General features: G+C 65.7%; 16 protein-coding genes. 10 read left to right on the top strand and 6 right to left on the bottom strand.

From position 1 onward, the window contains the following. Window positions 1-350: 350 nt before the first annotated feature. Window positions 351-1,151 (bottom strand): TIGR02391 family protein, encoded by an 801-nt coding sequence (locus tag QQZ18_RS06875; protein ID WP_284539400.1) that lies wholly within the window; start codon window positions 1,149-1,151, stop codon window positions 351-353. 428 nt (window positions 1,152-1,579) lie between these two features. Here QQZ18_RS06875 and QQZ18_RS06870 point away from each other — a divergent pair, with 428 nt between their 5' ends. Then, window positions 1,580-2,197, top strand: a complete 618-nt coding sequence (locus QQZ18_RS06870) for a 5'-methylthioadenosine/S-adenosylhomocysteine nucleosidase (RefSeq protein ID WP_446728616.1) — start codon at window positions 1,580-1,582, stop codon at window positions 2,195-2,197. A gap of 8 nt (window positions 2,198-2,205) precedes the next feature. Here the strand turns inward: QQZ18_RS06870 and QQZ18_RS06865 are convergent, their stop codons facing one another. After that, window positions 2,206-3,195: a zinc-dependent alcohol dehydrogenase family protein gene (locus QQZ18_RS06865; protein ID WP_284539397.1), complete on the bottom strand. Its 990-nt coding sequence runs from the start codon at window positions 3,193-3,195 to the stop codon at window positions 2,206-2,208. Window positions 3,196-3,297: 102 nt separating this feature from the next. Between QQZ18_RS06865 and QQZ18_RS06860 the strand changes: the two genes are divergently transcribed. The 3 genes from QQZ18_RS06860 (at window position 3,298) to QQZ18_RS06850 (ending at window position 6,057) form a co-directional block, all read left to right on the top strand. After that, the gene (locus QQZ18_RS06860) at window positions 3,298-4,200 is read left to right on the top strand and encodes a LysR family transcriptional regulator (RefSeq protein ID WP_284539394.1); all 903 of its coding nucleotides are present in this window, start codon (window positions 3,298-3,300) and stop codon (window positions 4,198-4,200) included. A 74-nt stretch (window positions 4,201-4,274) separates the two neighbouring features. Continuing rightward, complete coding sequence (locus QQZ18_RS06855; RefSeq protein WP_284539393.1) at window positions 4,275-4,811, top strand: hypothetical protein; 537 nt, start codon at window positions 4,275-4,277, stop codon at window positions 4,809-4,811. Window positions 4,812-5,127: 316 nt separating this feature from the next. Next, window positions 5,128-6,057 carry an NAD(P)H-binding protein gene (locus QQZ18_RS06850; RefSeq protein WP_284539391.1) on the top strand — a complete coding sequence of 310 codons (930 nt, stop codon included), beginning with the start codon at window positions 5,128-5,130 and terminating at the stop codon, window positions 6,055-6,057. Between the two features lie 338 nt (window positions 6,058-6,395). On the opposite strand, the gene QQZ18_RS06845 is transcribed toward QQZ18_RS06850, so the two are convergent. Further along, window positions 6,396-7,112, bottom strand: coding sequence for an alanyl-tRNA editing protein (locus QQZ18_RS06845; RefSeq protein WP_284539389.1), 717 nt, complete (start codon window positions 7,110-7,112; stop codon window positions 6,396-6,398). A gap of 214 nt (window positions 7,113-7,326) precedes the next feature. Here QQZ18_RS06845 and QQZ18_RS06840 point away from each other — a divergent pair, with 214 nt between their 5' ends. From QQZ18_RS06840 to QQZ18_RS06830, 3 genes are all read left to right on the top strand, one after another. Next, complete coding sequence (locus tag QQZ18_RS06840) at window positions 7,327-8,076, top strand: GntR family transcriptional regulator (protein WP_284539388.1); 750 nt, start codon at window positions 7,327-7,329, stop codon at window positions 8,074-8,076. A 269-nt stretch (window positions 8,077-8,345) separates the two neighbouring features. Beyond that, window positions 8,346-8,948: a hypothetical protein gene (locus tag QQZ18_RS06835; protein WP_284539386.1), complete on the top strand. Its 603-nt coding sequence runs from the start codon at window positions 8,346-8,348 to the stop codon at window positions 8,946-8,948. Next, the gene (locus tag QQZ18_RS06830) at window positions 8,906-11,761 is read left to right on the top strand and encodes a hypothetical protein (protein WP_284539384.1); all 2,856 of its coding nucleotides are present in this window, start codon (window positions 8,906-8,908) and stop codon (window positions 11,759-11,761) included. The genes QQZ18_RS06835 and QQZ18_RS06830 overlap by 43 nt, the downstream gene beginning before the upstream one ends. A 77-nt stretch (window positions 11,762-11,838) precedes the next feature. Here the strand turns inward: QQZ18_RS06830 and QQZ18_RS06825 are convergent, their stop codons facing one another. Then, window positions 11,839-12,171: a hypothetical protein gene (locus QQZ18_RS06825; RefSeq protein ID WP_284539382.1), complete on the bottom strand. Its 333-nt coding sequence runs from the start codon at window positions 12,169-12,171 to the stop codon at window positions 11,839-11,841. A 295-nt stretch (window positions 12,172-12,466) separates the two neighbouring features. Between QQZ18_RS06825 and QQZ18_RS06820 the strand changes: the two genes are divergently transcribed. The 3 genes from QQZ18_RS06820 (at window position 12,467) to add (ending at window position 16,269) form a co-directional block, all read left to right on the top strand. Further along, the gene (locus QQZ18_RS06820) at window positions 12,467-13,219 is read left to right on the top strand and encodes an aminoacyl--tRNA ligase-related protein (protein ID WP_284539380.1); all 753 of its coding nucleotides are present in this window, start codon (window positions 12,467-12,469) and stop codon (window positions 13,217-13,219) included. A gap of 924 nt (window positions 13,220-14,143) precedes the next feature. Next, the gene (locus QQZ18_RS06815) at window positions 14,144-15,052 is read left to right on the top strand and encodes a LysR family transcriptional regulator (protein WP_284539379.1); all 909 of its coding nucleotides are present in this window, start codon (window positions 14,144-14,146) and stop codon (window positions 15,050-15,052) included. A gap of 203 nt (window positions 15,053-15,255) precedes the next feature. Then, a complete protein-coding gene (gene add, locus QQZ18_RS06810) occupies window positions 15,256-16,269 on the top strand; it encodes an adenosine deaminase (protein WP_284539378.1) in 1,014 nt (337 codons plus the stop codon). Window positions 16,270-16,885: 616 nt separating this feature from the next. On the opposite strand, the gene QQZ18_RS06805 is transcribed toward add, so the two are convergent. Together QQZ18_RS06805 and QQZ18_RS06800 are read right to left on the bottom strand one after the other, a co-directional pair. Continuing rightward, on the bottom strand, window positions 16,886-17,836 hold the full coding sequence (locus QQZ18_RS06805) for a GNAT family N-acetyltransferase (RefSeq protein ID WP_284539377.1): 951 nt from the start codon (window positions 17,834-17,836) through the stop codon (window positions 16,886-16,888). 396 nt (window positions 17,837-18,232) lie between these two features. Further along, on the bottom strand, window positions 18,233-18,721 hold the full coding sequence (locus QQZ18_RS06800) for a ferritin (RefSeq protein WP_284539376.1): 489 nt from the start codon (window positions 18,719-18,721) through the stop codon (window positions 18,233-18,235). Window positions 18,722-18,850 lie beyond the last annotated feature (129 nt).

The following is an 18,850-nucleotide window of genomic DNA, read 5'->3' as shown; positions in this document are numbered from 1 at the left end:
TAGCCCTTCCCGGTGGAGAAGGTCGACCGTCATTCGCTCCCGCAACGAGAGCTGAGAGTAATGTTGTCCCATCGCAGCAACACCTTACCAGGTGTTGCACTTCAATCGTGAGTCCAAGGAGGACCTCAGGCAGAACATGGCTCCCGGCCGATATCGCGCTCCATTCCCCGAGGTCGCCGATATCAACCCATCGCCCTTTCCGGCCCGAGATCCACCTTGCATTCGCGCGCGAATGCAAGCCGCCTGCGCAGAGGAGGACAGCTTGATGGAGGCGAGGACCTCGGGCCGCAAGGAGCGCGACGCCGCTATCGCGCTCCCCTGCGTCCAAGCTTCTCCCGGCATCCCTCCCCCTACATCAGCTGCGGCATGCTGGCCGCGTCGAGGCGGCGGTGGATCAGCGAGATGAGGCTGAGGAGGTCTTCGGCGTCTTCGCGGCTCATGTGCCAGTGCGGTCGCGGCTCGGGTTCGGCCGGGTCGTGGAACAGGGCGAACACGCCCTTCAGCAGCGCGGCGAAGCCCCGCTGCTCGCCGGTCTGCCCCTCGCTGGCCAGCGCGTTGATCGCCAGAAGCGGCGGGGCGCCGGCGAAGGCGTGGTCGACGAGGTCGGCGCCGTCGCCGTTGAGGCCGGTGCGGCGGCGGATCTTTTCGGCGAGGCCCTTCACCGCCTCCTGCACGGCGTGGACGTAGCCGTCGGCCAACAGCTCCTGCTGGCAAAAGCGCATCACCTCGGGGTGGGCGTCGCGATAGGTGAGGTCGGCCCTCAGCTCGCGCGCCCGCTTGGCGGCCTCGTTGAGCTTGCTCGCCGCCCGCATGGCTTCGAGCTTGCCTTCCTCGCTGACGACGAGGCCGGCCAGCGCCAGCGCGCGGTTGATGTTGAGCCGCATCGCCTCGAAGCGCTCCGGCTCGCGGGCGAAGCGCTCGGGCTGCATGGCCGTGCAGATGAAGGCCAGGATGTGGGTGCGGTCGTTGCGCGTCGTCTGCACGTCGGCAAAGGCGTTTAACAGGCGCTGCCGCATGTCGAGCCCGGCATCGGCATCGGGAATGCTGGCCATGGCGAACAGGGCCGAAATCTCGCCTTCGGTCAGGCCGCCGCACGTGTCGCCGAGTGCGCCGGCAATGGCTTCCAATTGGATCTGGGTAAAGGTTGGCATGATGTCTCGCTTTGGCTGGACCGCCCGCGACGAAATACATCTCGGAGCCCGGCTCGAACCGCACTGGCAAGGCGTGTGGCAACGGTGGCGCGCGCCGGAGCGCACGCCATCGAAACCAGGCGCGGAGGCCAGTAGAGATTCGGGACAGGCCCTCATCGGACAATGAAATAACCGGGCAAGTATGCTCTCTGTTCCAGAAAGAACGAGTGCATCAATAGTATATCATCCGAAATGCGACCGTCGTTTTCACGCCGGCATTGGCTTTTTCTGCAGGATTGCCCTCCCCGGACCGGCATCGACGCCCACCAAGGCGAGCGGAGCGGCCGCCGGCGCCCGCATCACTTCGCTGCGCTTGCCCCGCGACGACAGCGCCTCGCGGCGGCCGCCGAATTCGGCTACCGTTCCGCCACGTGTCGGGATTCGAGGGAATGGGAATGCGTGGACCGTCGATACTCTTTGCCATGGCCGCCGAGCAGGAATACGGCCCGGCGCTCAGGACGCGCATCAAGCCGGTGATGATCGGCGTCGGCCCGGTGGAGGCGGCCGTCAACCTCACCGCCGAGCTCGCCGCCCGCGCCCATCGCGGCGACCTGCCCTCGCTGGTGGTCAGCCTCGGCTCGGCCGGCTCGCGCCGCCTCAGGCATTGCGAGGTCTACCAGGCGACGTCCATCGCCTATCGCGACATCGACGCCTCGCCCCTCGGCTTTGCCAAGGGCACCACGCCGCTGCTCGACCTGCCGGCCACCGTGCCGCTGCCGCTGCGCATCCCCGGCGTGCCGGAAGCCAGCCTTTCCACCGGCGGCAACGTCGTCTCCGGCGCCGCCTACGACCTTGTCGACGCCGACATGGTCGACATGGAAACCTTCGCCCTCTGGCGCGCCTCACAGAAGTTCGCCGTCCCCCTCCTCGGCCTGCGCGGCATCTCCGACGGCCAGAGCGAACTCACCGGCTTCCACGACTGGACCGAATACCTCCACATCATCGACGAGAAACTGGCGACGATCGTGGATCGGATTTTGGCGGGGGACGTGGTGGAGGCTGGCTGAAGCGGCCGCTACACCCTCACCACGATCTTGCCCACCTGATCGCCGGCCTCCAGGTAGCGGTGCGCCTCGACGATGTCGTCGAAGGCGAACACCTTGTCGATCCGCGGCTTCAGCGCGCCAGCCGCGAGGCCGTCGAGGACGAACGCCTTGGCCGCTTCGAGGCGGGCGGCGTCGCCGATGATCTCGTGTACCAGATAGCCGCGCAGCGTCAGCGTCTTGCTCAGCGCCGTGAACAGCGGGAACGGCGTCGGCTCCGGGCTCAGCCCGCCGTATTCGATGAGGAGGCCGCCGGGCGCCATCGCCGCCGCCAGCGGCTCGACGATCGGGCCGCCGACCGCGTCGAACACCACGCGCACCCCATCCGGCCCGGCCGCTTCGGCGAGGCGGCTGTCCAGCCCGCCCTCGGCCAGGGTGACGACATGGGCGGCGCCCGCCCCGATCAAGGCCTCTGCCTTCTCCGCTGTCCGGGTGATCGCGATCGGCCGCGCCCCCACCCTGTTGGCGATCTGGATCGCCGCCAGCCCCACGCTGCTGGAGGCCGCAGTGATGGCCGCCGCCTCGCCGGGGCCGAGCCGGGCGATGTCGACCAGCGCGCCATAGGCGGTGAGATAGGCCATCCAGACGGCCGCCGCCGTCGTCCAGTCCAGGGTGACAGGATGCCGGACGACATGGGCGGCCGGAAAGGTGGCGACCTCGCCATAGGCGGGGTATCGCGCCATGGAAATGGGCGGCACCACACTGACGGCGTCGCCCCGCGCGAGGCCGCGCACGCCCTCGCCGACCTCCGCGACGATGCCCGCCGCCTCCAGCCCGAGGCCGGATGGCAGGGCCGGCCGTTCGATGTAGCGGCCGGCGCGCATCAGCGCCTCCGCCCGGTTGAGACCCAGCGCCTTGACGGCGATTTGCACCTCGCCCGGGCCGGGGCCGGCAACGTCCACCTCCTCGATGCGGAGAACGTCGGGGCCGCCGATTTCGTGAAAGCGGATGATGCGCGCCATGAGCTACACTCCAAAATACTGAGACTGAATGGAGTGTGCCGCAGGGGGAAACCGCGATAAATTGCCCGGAGACCTCGACTGTCGAAACCGGGAGTTCCGAATTTGGATCGCCTCGCCAGCATGGCCGTCTTCGTCAAGGCCGTCGACCTCGGCTCCTTCGCCGCCGCCGCCAGCGCGCTGGACCTCTCGCCCCCCATGGTGGGCAAGCACGTGCGCCAGCTGGAGGAGCGCCTGGGCGCGCGCCTTCTCAACCGCACCACCCGCCGCCAGAGCCTCACCGATCCCGGACGCGCCTATTACGAGCGCTGCCGCGTGGTGCTCGCCGAGGCGGAGGCCGCCGACGCCTTGGCCGCCGATCACGCCAGCGAGCCGCGCGGCCGGCTGCGCGTGACCATGCCGACGCATTTCGGCCGCTACTGCGTGCTGCCCATCCTGACCGAGTTTCAGCGCCGGCATCCGGCGCTGGAGCTGGAACTGTCGCTCGGCGACCGCTTCGCCGATCTGGCCGAGGACGGCTACGACCTCGCCATCCGCACCGGCGACCTCGGCGATCTCTCCGGCGTGGTGGGGCGCCGGCTGGCCCACCAGCGCATGCTGGTCTGCGCCGCGCCGGCCTATCTCAAGGCGCACGGGGAGCCGTCCGGCATCGACGACCTCGGCGGCCATCGTGCCATTCTCTATCGCCGCGCCGGCTTCCGCCTCCAGCCCTGGCTGTTCCCGCGCGAGGGCGAGCCGCCGCTGGAAATCTTGCCGCAGAGCCGCCTGAAGCTCGACGACCTCGCCGCCATCGCCGACGCCGCCACGGCCGGCATGGGCCTCGCCTGGCTCCCATCCTGGCTGATCGCCGACCGCATCCATGAGGGCGCGCTGGTGCCCCTCCTCTCCCACCAGCCGCCCCACCTCTACCCCACCTACGCCCTCTGGCTGAAAACCCCGCACCTGCCGCTGAAGACGCGCCTCGCCATCGACGCGTTGGCGGCGGGATTGCCGGGGATGATGGGGTGAGGAAGGCCCCTTCGCGCCCCCGGCATTGCCGGATGCGCCGAACGGGTGTTGGCTATGGCGGGGGCGATGGCGACATGATGGGCAACGACCAGACGCGACTTATCGTCATTCGCGGCAACTCGGGCAGCGGCAAGTCCGCCCTGGCAGCGGCCATCCGCGCCGCCCGTCCGCGCGGGATCGCCATCATCGGGCAGGACGTGCTCCGGCGGGACATCCTGCACCTGCCCGACAGCAAGCCGTCGCTGGCCGCCGACTATATCGAGCTCTCAACCCGCTTCGCGCTCGATCGCGGGCTCCACGCGATCGTCGAGGGCATCCTGCGCGACGATATCTACGGCGACATGCTGCGCCGGCTGGTGGCCGACCACCTCGGCATCACGCGCTGCTACCGCTACGAAATTCCCTTCCAGGAGACCCTCGACAGGCACCGGACGAAGCCGAACGCCAGCGATTTCGGCGAGCGCGAGATGCGCCGGTGGTGGCGGGAGGACGACCGGCTGGCGGGGGTCGAGGAAACGATCATCGGCCCCGAGCGCTCTCTTGCCGATACCGCCGCCGGGATCATCGCCGATTGCGGCTGGGCCTCCCCGCTCCCGAACGGCGCGCCCTAGCAACCCACCGACAGCAACTCGCCTCCGGCGCCGCCTGCCCCGCTCTCCCAGCTTGACAACTCCACCACCCGGCGCGACACCTTTTGCTGCCAGAAAAGACAGCGATGCAGGTACGGTGACAACCTGCGGTCTCGGCCCGCTTGCACCCGATCCCCCTGGGGATCAAGCCGATCGGGCACCCTTGAGACAGTCACGCTTGAGCGTTTCGCTCTTGGCCATGGCCGGACACACCGGGGGATCCCGGTCGTGGTCGGTTGTGGCTGTCAGGACGGTCCAAACGATCCGTGTCCGCAACTCCAACGGATAGGACACGTAGATGACCATCTTGGTGATTGGCGGAACCGGTCGGGTCGGTTCCCATGTCGTTGAAGCCCTCGCCTCCGGCGGACACGCCGTTCGCGCCACCAGCCGGCGTCCCTCGGCATTTCCGCCCGGCGTCGAAAGCGCGACCGTCGATTTGACCGACGCTTCGGCCCTGCGGTCGGCCTTGGACGGGGTCGAGGCGGTGTTCACCTATGCGACGCCGGGGACGGCGCGGCTCCTGGTCGACCAGATGGAGGCGGCCGGCGTCCGCAGACTGGTTCTGCTGTCGTCGGCCGACGCCGCCAGCGGCGACATGACCGACTTCAACTGCCGGCGCCACCGCGAGGTCGAGATCGCCATCGAGCAATCCCGCCTCGACTGGACCTTCCTGCGCCCGGTCGCCTTCGCCTCCAACGCCCTGTTCTGGAAGGAGCAGATACGCGCCACTGGCGTGGTGCGATCGCCCTTTCCCCATGCCAGCCAAAGCCTGATCGACCCGCGCGACATCGCCCGCGTGGCGGCGGTGGCGCTGACATCCGGCAAGCTAAAGCAACGCCAGCAAAAGTGGGTACCGGTTTTGCGTCCGGAGTTGCGTGAAGACAAAGAAATGGAGCACGTTGGCGAACCTGAGTTCGCCGGACGCGCTCTTATCGGCGAAGCCCCGATCCTCACCGGGCCGGAGAGCCTCACCCAGCTGCGGCAGGTCGACATCCTGGGCGCCGCGCTCGGCCGCCCCATCGCCTTTGAGGCCATCACGCCCGAGGCGATGCGGACGATGCTCGCCGGCTTTCTCGCGCCCGAGTACATCGATCTGAAGCTGACGGCGCTGGCCGATGCCGAGCGCCACCCCGACCCCGTCACCGACGCCGTCAGGGCCATAACCGGCCAGCCGCCGGCCTCCTTCGCCGAGTGGGCTAAGAGGAACGCTTCGGCCTTCCTCTGAGAGCCTGACCCGAAACTCTACTGGGCCGGGCATCACTGGCATTCGCCTGATCCGAAAAGTCTGCAACTTTTCGGACGAATGCCTTGGCTTCGATTTCTGCGCTTCCGGTGCTCACGAACCCCTGGGCATTGGCGGTTCACCGCCAATGCCCTACCTCTTGCTCAACGCAACTCCGGACGCAAAACCGGTTTCCACTTTTGCTGGAGTTGCTCCATGTTCGCTCCGCTCCGGTTCTCGAAATCATCGCCATCTGCCTCGCCCCAGCGAATTTCAAGTCAGGCTCTGACGCAGCCCCCGCGCGAAAGATCTGCCCCGCCCGGGTGAGCGACCGGGGCGGATCACCCCTCGAACCCCACCCGGATGCGCCGGTTCTGCCGGCCCTTGTTGTCCACCTTGAGAATGCGCACCGGCCTCGCCTCGCCGGTCGATGTGAGGTGCGTGCCGCCGCATCCCTGCCGGTCGATGTCGCCGATCTCGACGATGCGCACGTTGCCGCCGGCCTGGCGGGGTGGCGATACGGCCCGGCTGCGGAAGAGGCCGGGCACCGCGTTGGCGTCGTCCCACGGCATCTGAAAGGCGCGGATCGGCAGGTCGGCCCGGATCACCTCGTTGATCGGGCCGGAGAGGGCGCGCAGCCGCTCGACATCCGAGGCGGGCAGATCGAAATCCAGCCGGAAGGTGGCGTCGGCGGACAGCTGCGCGCCCGTCAGCAGCGCGCCGTCGAAGGCCCGGTAGACGATGCTGTTGGCAATGTGGGCCAGGGTGTGCAGCTCGGCCATCAGGTGCCGAAAGCCGGCGTCGACCGACAGGCGCACCGGACCGGCCACCTCCGCCTCGCCCTCGAAGGCGTGCCACCAGCCGCGCGCATCCGCCGTCACGCCGGTGACCGCCGCCTCGCCGCCGCCCCAGCGGAGCCGCGCCCGGTCGGGCAACTGGCCGCCGCCGCCGGGAAAGGCGATGGTGTCGCCGAGCAGCACCATGCCGGGCCGCGCGTCGATGACGGCGGCCTCCAGGTCGAGAAGATCGGAACGGGTTTGATAGAGAGGTTGGAGCATGGGCTGGCGATCATCCGGCCGGAGTTGCGCAAGGGCCGAACGGACGATGCTTCACACCGTCCCGGAGCGCCGATCCGACCCCACCGGGCGGCCCGTGCGGCGGCCGTGGGGTGGATAGGACGCTCCCCGCCCCTTTCGTTTCCAGGCCTTGCGAGAGTGACACTGTCGGCGCAACGTGGCAGAATTGGATCCAATAGACAACTGGATATCGCCGATGCCCAAACCAGAGCAACGCCAGCAGAAGCGAGACCCGATGGAGCACGTTGGCGAACCAAAGCTCCCCAGACGCGCGCTCGACCTGTCGGCCCTGGTGGCGGAAGCCGGCGGCCGACACCGCACCGCCACCGAGTTCGTGGAAGCCACGCTGCGCACCGCCATCCTCACCGGGCGCCTCGCCGGCGGCACGCCGCTCCGGCAGGAGGACCTCGCGGCCGCCTTCGGCGTCAGCCGCATGCCGATCCGCGAGGCGATGCGGCAGCTGGAGGCCCAGGCGCTGATCGACTTCGTGCCGCACAAGGGCGCGCTGGTCACCGAGATCTCCGCCAGCGACGCCGCCGACATCTACGCCATCCGCCTGGCGCTGGAGCCGGCCGTCTTCGAACGCTCCATCCCCCATCTCACCGACGCCGACTTCGCCCGCGCCGACCACCTCATCGCCGAAATGGACGCCGAGACCGACCCCGCCCGCATGGGCGACCTCAACCGCCGCTTCCATATGACGCTCTACGGCGCCGCGGCCCGCCCCAAACTGATCGCCCTCACCGAAACCCACCTCGCCTCCTTCGACCGCTACCTCCGCTTCCAACTGGCAGCCAAAGGCCGCTCCCACCTCTCCCAAACCGACCACCGAGAGATGCTGGACGCCGCAAGACGGGGGGATGCGGAAGGCGCCATCAAGACGCTACGCCAGCACATCGAGACGGCGGCGAACACCATCGCGGAGTTCTTCACGGGAGAGGGGTGAGACGGAGGGTGGAACTGAAGCACCCATAAGCTCAACAGCAGCGTTGTTCTTGCCTGCTAGCCGTGTGCTTTGTATCTGAGAGCAACGATATGGTGTAATAAGATGGTCGGGGCGCGGCCGAAGTCCGAGAACCGGCCGATAAAGGGGTGATGGGGAAGTTGCGTCTAGACTTGAAAGCAATGCGTAGCGCACTTAGTAACGGCCGGCATCAACTCTGTCTGCTAATCGAGGTTATCCGAGGCTGGTTCCAACCGGGACTCGAAGAGCTCGTGCGCCGCATCGTTGCGCAACATCTAGCTAGCAATTCCGAGTTTCGAAACTACCGTTATCCGCGCCTCATGCGGCTCGCGAGATGGGCTGTTCAATATCCTGCGCTTGCTCTTCCCATTGCCGCTGTACCATACATCGCGGCCCTCCTCCTCGCCCGGCTCGATTGGCTTCCCATCTTCCCGCTCTCCACCGATAGCCAGGCGCACGCGCTTGATTTCTGGACCATTAACATCGGCGTGCTCACGGCGCAGGCCGCGCTGATTGGCCTAATCTTTCCACTCGTCATCGCTTTTGTCGGGCTTCTCAATCAAGGGCGCGCCTCGTTCGCTTCGCGCCTTACGATTTACATCGAGTCGTCGAGCGCGATTTTCGTCGGCGTAAATTCGTTGCTGTTGTGCGTGGGGATCGCAACACAACTCCCCTTCGCAGCGAAGATGAACGACACGGTCGCTGCTTTCACACTGCTAAACCTTGCATGGTTTACGCTCAACGTCGGTGCGCTCGTCTGGTTCGTGTTGCGGACGATTGACTTCCTTCACCCCGAAAGCGCACGCCGATCATGCAAGCCTATGTCGCCAATGTGGTCTGGCCACGCGAGTTGACGCGGGTTGTCACTGCAAACCGGTGGGCTAATGTCGCCGGCTATGGCCATCTTCCGGCCGGCGACGAGACAGTCCCGTTTGCAGCAGCCCCCCGCGCCCGCACGTGGTATTCCGCGCTCTGGGATGGCGGTGCTCCACTTGTCAGCCGCCATTTGTACCGGAAGATGCGATTGGTCGACGTACGTCTTGCGATGCTGGCCCCTATCATCCGGACATGGCTAGCTCAGGCGCGTGGGGCAAACGATGAACAAGTCCACGACTTCGTCATCCCACTTCATCCCGGTTGGGACTACGAAGGTGATTTGGTGCTCTCCCGCGCAACGCTCCCACTGGGCCCGATAGAACGCTGGGTGGTCAAGGCTTCGCTCAGGTTCCGCAGAGTTCCGGTGGAGAATGGCGCCATCCGTGAAACCAGCGTGATCTTGCGCGAGATGATCGCCGACCTCAACGCCCTAATCGATACCCGTCAGGCTGACGAGTTTGGGGAGCAACTCAAAGAGGTAAACGCCTTCCTTGCCTTTCTCTACCGGCTTGCCCAGATCTCTGATGAAGACTTCAGCTATGCACAGCTCGAATCCGGACAGCGCTTGTTTAGCAGGGCTCTTGCCGAGGAATGGGTAGGTGCCTACCGTGACATGATCCGCCGCGCCGTCGAACGTCTTCCAGATGAAGCCGAGTTCACAGGTCAGATCGCCTATGCGCCTGCACACATCTATGGGCTTGTAGCGAGCAAGATATCGCCCGGTGCGATGCGACCGGTACTTTGGCTCGAGAAGTACCTCGCCAACGAGCTCATGGACTGGGCTCTTAAGGAACATCGCGCGGAAACGCCGAAAAACGCGACCGGCAAGCGGTCCTACAACCTGTCACGCCAAGAGGAGACTTACGAGCGCGCATGGCGCGAGCTCGTTGCCGGCTGGGAGCGGCTGCTTCAGGTCATCGCTGCGGCGCCTGACCGCCGTAAACGCGGAGACCGGAGTTGGGAAGACCTCAAGCGCACGGCGGAGAATATCAACGCCCACCTGAGGGCAACGACACAAATAGCAGCGCGCGCCGTCTGGCTGGGCGATAGGCTCGCGACAAGCTGGACCTGTGACTTGATGCTCCACTGGCGGATACCCGCCGAGCGCGCATGGAATACGCGCGGCGCATATTGGAGCGTGCGGTCCGAGGCGCTGACACTTGAGACGCTGGAGTTGGACTGGGCCGAGCTCGACGACTTATCGCTGGCACAAGGCGGCACCCCGATTACCGCATCATTGGTATTTGGCGCTATCATGCACAATGCTTGGCGCGATCATGTCGTCCTCCTCGCTAGCCTGTTCGTCCATTGGGCGATCCACTCCAATGCCGCTGAAGCGGCGACGCAGGCGGCACGTATGCTGCTGCGTGGCGAACCGCACGACCGCGGCGACACCGGCATTCACGACGACGGAGGGCTATCCGGCGCGAGCGTCTTGATCTCGGCGCTCAGGGTCACCGGAACAGGCGAACGATTTGACGAACGAAGCTATGCTGGGCGCATCGATCATCTGCTCGAAGGGCTGGGCCAACTCGGTGACTCTCCCTCGGTTTCGATGCGTGTCTACAGCTCAAGCGGAGGCCTCTCCTTCGAGACGCTGCAGGAAGCGCAGGCCATCGCGATCATGGCGACGACGCTGGGACCGCAGGCGATCGACGGCGGTCTACGCCGTCTGCTCACACAATCCGACGACGAGGCGCTGCGGCGCCTAGAGAGCTACCTCCGCTCCCTGCTCGCCGCATTTGACGGGATAACCGCCGAGCGGCATGGGAGTTTGCTCGTCGAACTAGTCGGCTCAGGTGACGCGCCGACGTTCGACGAAAGGCGCGCACATGCCAGGCAGCTTGTCGAGCAGTCGCTTGACGTACTGACCGGCCATCGTACCAAAGCAATCATCGACGCGGAGATCGACCTCGAGCGCGTTGGCGCTTTGGCCGCCGCCGCAGGTTCCCAAGCATTCACTTCAACAGCTTTTCCGCGCAATTTGTTCGCGGAGATGGTGCCGACGAATGACGTCTTGGCTGATTTTACGCTACCCGTCGTCGGCCTCAGCAAGGGCGCCTACACCAACCCTCCGATGGCACAGGCGGTCGTAAACGAAGAGGAATGGTGGCAAAATGCCCTTTCTGGCTGGGTCGCGGACGTGGTCTGGGGGGATGTCGTCCGAAAGGCCGACTTTCAGGAGATTGAAGGCCGGACTCCGGACGAGTTCTGGAAAGCGGTCCGCGACGGCAGCGCACGGATTCTCAAGGCTGGTCAGAAACCGCTTCTAGTAATCGGCAGGGCGACCGAGCCTGAATGGCTGATGGACTGGCGCTGGCTGCATCGCCAAGGCGGTACTCCCATGCCTCCCGACTTGGTCCTAACGATTGAGGAAGATCGGCCGGAAGGTTATGAGTTTACGATGAACGGCACGCCTGTCTATCAGGCACGGACCGAGCGTGGCGCGGCTTATCTGATCCCCACCCAGTTGTTTCACCGTTTGCGCTATCACCTCTATGACGACGGTCTGCCAGTTTCGCTGCGGTTCAAGCCGGATACCGAGAAACCTTGGCTGGGCTCGATGCACGCGACTTTCCAGCGCGAAGTCGAGTTGAATGACGTGGAAGCCTATCGAATTTGGTGGGCGGATACGCAGGACCTATCAAGATCAAGCAATGGTGCCAAAAGCGCGATGCCCCCGGCAACCCCACCCAAGCGAAACAAAAGGGCGTCGAGGAAATCAAAGGGCGCGGTCCCTCTGGCTGGTGGAGAACAGCCGCAGAAGCCACCCTCTGCCACCGCCGACTAAATAGGGAAGCGTGGAACTCGACTTCAGGTTTTCCAACTTACCTTTGGATGACGAAAAAGCGCCACCCTGTCCCCCCCTCAGTGCTGAACCATCCGCACGTACACCACCGGCCGCCCATCGCGGACGAGAGCGATACCTTCATGGCAGTAAAGCGGCCCGATCTGCTCGCTTCTGCAAAGCCAGAGGCTGTCGCCCTCCTGCATCTCGTCATAGAGCGGCGCCAGCCCCTTTTTCAGAACATCGAGGTCGCGAACGAGCCGGGCAATGTACTCCGGCAGTCCTCCGCATTGCAGTATCCAGCTTGAGATCTGCGGTAGTGTCACCTCGATGACACATGTGATGCCCTCCGGGTTTCGCTTCACAGAGGATGGGGAGAACATTTCGGCGGACGGTGAAAACATCTCGGGCATCGAGGCCTGCCTTGTCGCTATCGCTTTTGACATTAGGCGCCACCTAGACAGTGCCGCAACCAGCACCTTCGCTCGCCCCACCCTTGACCGCCCCTCGCCCTTCCGGCATCACTTCCCCATGAGCAACGCGCACGCATCATCGCTGACGGACGGCCGCACCCTGCGGATCGCCTTCGCTTGCGTGCTCGGAGGACGAGGTCGCCGCGTCCGGTCGTGATGCCGCGCGCCTTGGCGCGACCGATCGGACGTAAAGCGCCCACCTCATCCTTCAATGGCCATCCACGGAGATCAGGCCATGCTCAGCATTCTCAACGTGAATTCGCTCGTCCATTGGGAGGAGCGCGAAATCCTTCGCCGCGAGGCGTTCATCCGGCACTTTTCCGACGAGGTTCGCGCCTTCCTCCGGTCCGTCAACCCGGCCTGGGACATGCGGCGGGTGGAAGCGCCGACGCTCATCCCCCGCCATCTCATCTCCGACGCCTACGGCAATGCCGACGTCTGGGTGCAGCAGCAACTGGCGCCGACCGAGACGGAACTGGTCCTCCGGCCCGAGACCACCCCGTCCACCTATGCCTACATGACGCACCTTCTCGACACGCACACCGGAGCCCGGCTGCCGCTCTGCGTCTGGCAGGCGGGCCGTTCCTACCGACGCGAGCAGGAGCAGACCACCGCGCACATGCGGCTCAAGGAGTTCTGGCAGATGGAGTTTCAGGCGGCCTTCACCGCCGACACCGGCATGGACTACCACACCGCCTGCCTCGAACCGGTGCGCAAGATGATCGCCTCGGTCGTCGCCCTGCCCACCCGCATCGTGCCGTCCGACCGCCTGCCGAGCTATTCGGAGGTGACGATGGATATCGAGGTCGACAACGGCTTCAAGTGGATGGAGGTCTGCTCCATCTCCCGCCGCACCGACTTTCCCAAGAAGTTCGTGTCGAAAGCCAAGGGCGGCGCGCTCCGCGAGCACGACGTTCTCGTCCTCGAAATCGCCATCGGCCTCGATCGCTGCCTGCACAACTGGGCGATAGCGGCCGACCGCGCCTGATCTGGTGGCCCTGCCGCTTGTTGTTTGAGGTGGCAGGGCGTTTCAGGCTTCAGGGAGCACTATATCCGCCTTGCGCCCCTTTCTGCCCGAGGTCCTCTGCCTTCGCAGAGGAGGACAGCTTGATGGGGAGGAGGAGACAGGTCGGCAAGCGACGAGCACAACGCTAAACCTTTGTTTTATCACCCTCCTGTCACCCTCTGCGAAAGCAGAGGGCCTCAGGCCGGAGGAGGCGCCACGCCGATATCGCGCTCCCGGAGCCAACGGCGCCCGATATCAACCCTTCGCCCTTTCCTGCCTGAGGTCCTGCGCCTGAAGCGCAGGATGACGAACTTATATATGAAACAATGGGATAAATCGCGATCGCCTCCCCCAGCAGCGCATCGCACGACCCCAGCGGAGCACGCAACTGCACGCGCAGCGCACAGCGCTATCTATTTGTTTTATATCAATTAACTGTCATCCTGCGCTTCAGGCGCAGGACCTCAGGACGAGAAGGCGCGGCGGCCCATATAAAGCTCCAATAAACAAGGGCGCCCTATATCAACCGCTCGCTCTGTTCTGCCCGAGGTCCTCGCCTTCGCAAGGATGACAATTTATATATATGTAACAATCGGATAGCGGATTCGCCCGCTCGTCGGGCGGCCTGCCTGCGTTGGGGCAGGTGAGGCCGCAGGGAGTCCCTGCGACTACCTAACAACCTGTTCCCTCTATATAAATTGTCATCCTTGCGAAGGCCGCTTGAATTCGCGAGCGAATTCAAGGTGTACCTCAGGCCGGAAGGGATGGTACGCCGATATCGGTCTCCCCTTGCATGCCCCATTCCGCGGGTGTGACGCACCGCGCGATCCTCCCCCTTCCCATCCCTCTCCCCCTTGCCCTAAACTCGCCGCGCCCGTTCCCTCCTCTCCCCCCCGGCCAATCCCCATGCTCGACCCCCTCGACCACCTCTCGGCCCTGCGCGTTTTCGAGGCGGTGGCGCGGCTTGGCAGCGTGCGGCTGGCGGCCATGGAGCTGGGGGTTACCGATGGCGCCGTGTCCAAGCAGATCCGGGCGCTGGAGGCGGCGCTGAAGACCGAGCTGTTCATCCGCGCCCATCGCAAGCTGATCCTCACCGAGACGGCCGAGCGGCTGGCGCTGTCGCTGGCCGCCGCCTTCGAGAGCATCGTCCGCTCGGTGGAGCGGGCCGAGCGGTCGGGCCAGCGCGGACGGCTGGTGATCGCCGCGCCGGCCACCTTCCTGGTGCGCTGGTTCCTGCCGCGCCTGCCGCGGCTGCTCAAGCGTCTGAAGGGCACGGAGATCGACGTCATCGCCTGGAACAAGGACCCCATCGCCACCGACCGCTCCATCGACATCCACGTGGTGGTCGGCGGAGAGACGGCCATTCCCGGCATGGCGCGCCACGTCTTCGGCCCGGAAACCTTCGGCCCGGTGGCCAACCCGGACATTCTGCCGCCGGGCGGCGCGGCCGAGGAGATCCTCTCCGTGCAGCGGCTCACCACCGTCTGGCCCACCGCCATGTGGTCCAACTGGTCGATGGAAAGCGGCCACGCGCTGCCCGAGTCGCCCATGCTGCGCTTCGAGCGGCTGCTGTTCGCCATCAAGGCGGCCGAGGCCGGCGTCGGCGCGGTGCTGGCGCCCGGCCCCGCCGTGTGGGACGCCATCGCCGGCGGGCGGCTGGTGGCGCCGCTCGGCCTCTACAAGCGCGACGGCAACTGGGCGCTGCTCTGGCGCACCGACCAGACCTCGGCGCTGCACATGTCCACGCTGCGCTGGTTCCAGGCCGAGTTCGCCGCCGCCGAGGCCGCCGCCTTCCCCGAGACACCGCCTCCGTGAGGGTTCGCCCCTCCGGGCGGAACCCGATGGAAGCGGAAGCGCCCGACCGGGCGCCGGCCGGTCAGGCCGAAACCCGCTTGATCTGGATGCATCCAGATCAAGCGGGCGGAGATAATTGAGCGCGCCTCAACTGAACCGCCCAGAACTCGGTTGCCGGTTGGGCAACGCGCGCCGACAGTCCGCCGCAGGATGGAGACTGCCCCATGCTCGTCGATGTGACCGCCGCGCCCGATTTCACGCTGAAGCCCAAGGTGGAGCTGCACCTCCACCTCGACTGTTCGCTGACGCGGACGGCGCTCCACCGCCTGGGCAACCCCATCGGCGAGGCCGAGTTCCGCCGCCTCTACACCGCGCCCGAGCGCTGCGACAGCCTGATGGACTACCTCCGCGCCATCGGCCCCTCCTGCGAGGCGCTGCAAACGGCGCCGGCGCTCGCCATCGCCATGGACGAGCTGTTGCGCGCGCTCGCGGCCGACGGCGTCATCTACGCCGAAATCCGCTTCGCGCCGCACACCCACCAGCGCGGCGGCCTCAGCCTCGATCAGGTGATGGAGGCGGTCACCGACGGGCTCGTCGCCGGCGCTTCGGCCACCGGCATCGAGGCGCGCCTCCTGCTCTGCGCCCTGCGCGACTATCCGCCGGCCGAGAACCTCAAGGTGATCGAGCTCGCCCACCGCTGGCGCGACCGGGGCGTCGTCGGCGTCGATCTTGCCGGCGACGAGGCCGGCCACCCGGCCGCCGCCAACCGCGCCGTGTTCGACCGCGCCCACACGCTCGGCCTGCCCGTCACCGCCCATGCCGGCGAGGCGGCCGGGCCGGACAGCCTCCGCGAGGCGATCGCCCTCATCGCCCCCGCCCGCATCGGCCACGGCGTCCGCGCCATCGAAAGCGAGGACCTGATGGCCGAGATCAAGGCGCGCAACCTCCACCTCGAGGTCTGCCCGTCGTCCAACATCCAGGTCGGCGTCTTCGGCGACTATGCCGCCCACCCCGTGGACCTGATGTCGCGGCGCGGCCTGTCGCTCTCCATCAACACCGACGCCCGCACCGTCGCCCCGCTCAGCCTGTCGCTGGAATACCGCCGCCTCGCCGCCACCTTCGGCTGGCAAACCGGCGAATTCCTCGCCCACAACCTCGAAGCCCTCCGCCACGCCTTCCTGCCGGAAGAGAAGAAGCCCGCCCTCGGCGGCCGGCTGATCGAAGGCTGGGGCGGCTAGCCCGGCAAAAGTGGGTGCCGGAGGTACACCTTGAGTTCGCGCGCGAACTCATGCGGCCTGCGCGGGAATGACAGAATTACATAATAAAAACAGACATATAGATTGTCATCCTTGCGCAGGCGAGGACCTCAGGCAGAACGGGGTGCAACGCTGATATAGCGCGCCCATGCACGCATTGCGCAACGATAGCGACGTGGGAAAGGCGGACCTGATATCCCCTCCCTCGCCCTCTGCGGCCTGAGGTGGATCTCAGGACGAGAGGGGAGCGAGGACCGTATCAAGCTCCCTTGTGTTGCTGGAGCGCTATATCGGCGTCGAGTTTCATCCTGCCTGAGGTCCTCGCCTGCGCAAGGATGACGATTTATACATATGTAACAAATGGATAGCGGTTGCGTACACTTGCGGGCGTCGTGTTCCGGGTAATGGCGGTGATGACGCGACGGCGCTTCGCGCGCGGCTTATCCCACTGTTCCCTCAATATAAATTGTCATCCTTGCGCAGGCGAGGACCTCAGGCCGGAAGGGGTGCAACGCCGATATAGCGCGCCCATGAATGCAGCGCGCAAAGATAGCGACGCGGAAAAGGCGGACCCGATATCACCCTCGCCCTTGCGGCTCTAGCGGGCGGCGCGGTGCGCCCTGACCGCGCTCTGGAAGCGTGGATCGGCCTTCAGCCTTTCCAGCGCCCAGTGCTGTTCCAGCCACTCCGTCTTGCCCCACCAGCCGCGCTGCACCAGCCGCTCCACCGCGATTGCCGCCTTGCCGGGCTCGCCGGCCAGCACCCAGGCGACCGCCGCATGAAACTCCAGCCAGGCGATCTCCGCGGCGCCGGTCTCGAACGTCGCCGCCAGCTCGCGGCAATAGGCGATATCGAGGTCGCCGTCGTTTTCAGCCGGCACACGGGCACTGAAGGCCTGGTAGCGATCGGTCACCTCGAAGCCCAGAGCCGTGGCGACCTTCCGGGACCGGGTGTTCGAAGCGTGGCAGTGCCAGCCAAAGGCGGTGACGCCCTGCTCGCCAGCGCAGCGAAGGCTGGCGGCGGCCGCAGCTTTCGCCAAGCCGCGCCCGCGATAGGCCGGGTCGGTCCAGACGCCGAACTCGGCATAGCCATCGACGACCATATCGACCGAACAGCGCGAAACGACCTCGCCCGCATGGGCGATCGATACGTCCATGGGCTGGCTGCCGGCCACAAGCTCGAAGCCGCCGGGCACGGCAAAGGCCCGCGCACGGCCCGCCGTCATGGCAAGCCGCACCCGGTCGTGCGCGATCATGAACCGGTTTGGCAGAACCTCGCCGATGACCGGAAGCCAGGGGTCATCGGGATAGACATACTCAAAATCTTCAATCTCCCCCGCGAGGCCGCCGAGGTCGCGGCGGGGATCGCCGGCGAGATAGAGCCCCTCCGGCCCCCGCAGAAGGGCCTGACGAGGCGACCCCAGATCATCGACCCAGATATCGCCGAGGGACGGATCGCGGAGAACGGCCCTGACGCTGCCGTGGCGAAGGGAAAGGTCGTCAAAAAGCGGTGCGATGGCGGCAAAGCCATCCGGTTCGAGTTTGAACATGAGGACGTCCTGAGCCCGGCTCAAAAAGGAGCCGCAAGGAAAGGAAGCTGCGACGGCACCGTCGCCCGAGACACGCCGGCCGACCGGCGGATTGCACTGCTCTTCCGCATGCGTGCCTCCTTTCCACTCAGACTTGCAGTAACCCTAAAGCAACCCCAGCAAAAGTGGGAACCGGTTTTGCGTCCGGAGTTGCGAAAAACATATAGATAGAGCGCGTTGGCGAACCAAGGTTCGCCGGACGTGCTCTAACCCCACCCCGCTCCCATGGTCAACGAGGACGGAGCGAGGCGGCCTCGATCCATCCGAACGCCCCCGCACCGTCGCCCACGCGCAGCGCCCCGAGCCTCCGCCTCTGACGGAGGTTCGGGGCGTCACCGCAAGCGGTTGGGTGAGCCGTTACCTCTGGCCCAGGATGTGTTTGTCCACGAACAGGGCGGCGAAGCCGTTGTCGCCCGACATCTTCAGCTGTGCGATCACGTCGGTGACGTTCTTCTCTTCCTCGACCTGCTCGGTGACGAACCACTGCAGGAAAATCTCGGCCGCCACGTCGGCGTTCTTGGCCGCCAGCCCATAGAGCGCGTTGATCGACGCCGTCACCTTCTGCTCGTGCGCCAGCACCTGCTCGAACACCTCCAGCGGCTTGCCGAACGCCACCGGCGGCTGCTCGATGGCCGAAAGCACGACCTTGCCGCCGCGATCGTACACATAGTCCCACAGCTTCATGCCGTGGCCGCGCTCCTCGTCCGACTGCTTCTTCATCCACGATGCGAAGCCCGGCAGGTTCGCGGCTTCGAAATGGGCGGCCATCGCGAGATACAGATACGAGGAATAGAACTCTTTCTGGATCTGCTCGTTGAAGCCGTTCTGAAGGGCATCACTCAACATCTTCACTTCTCCTTGTGTCGCCGCGCCGACAATGCATCACCGCTCCTAGCCCTTTTGTTTTATCGCGCTTTTTTCCTGAAGAGCGTCTCCACTTTTCCCAATACGCACTAGTGCTGAGGAGGCGGGGGG

It is taken from the genome of Pleomorphomonas sp. T1.2MG-36 (genome assembly GCF_950100655.1).
Lineage (GTDB): Bacteria > Pseudomonadota > Alphaproteobacteria > Rhizobiales > Pleomorphomonadaceae > Pleomorphomonas.
This window is presented reverse-complemented; position numbering and strand designations above follow the sequence as displayed.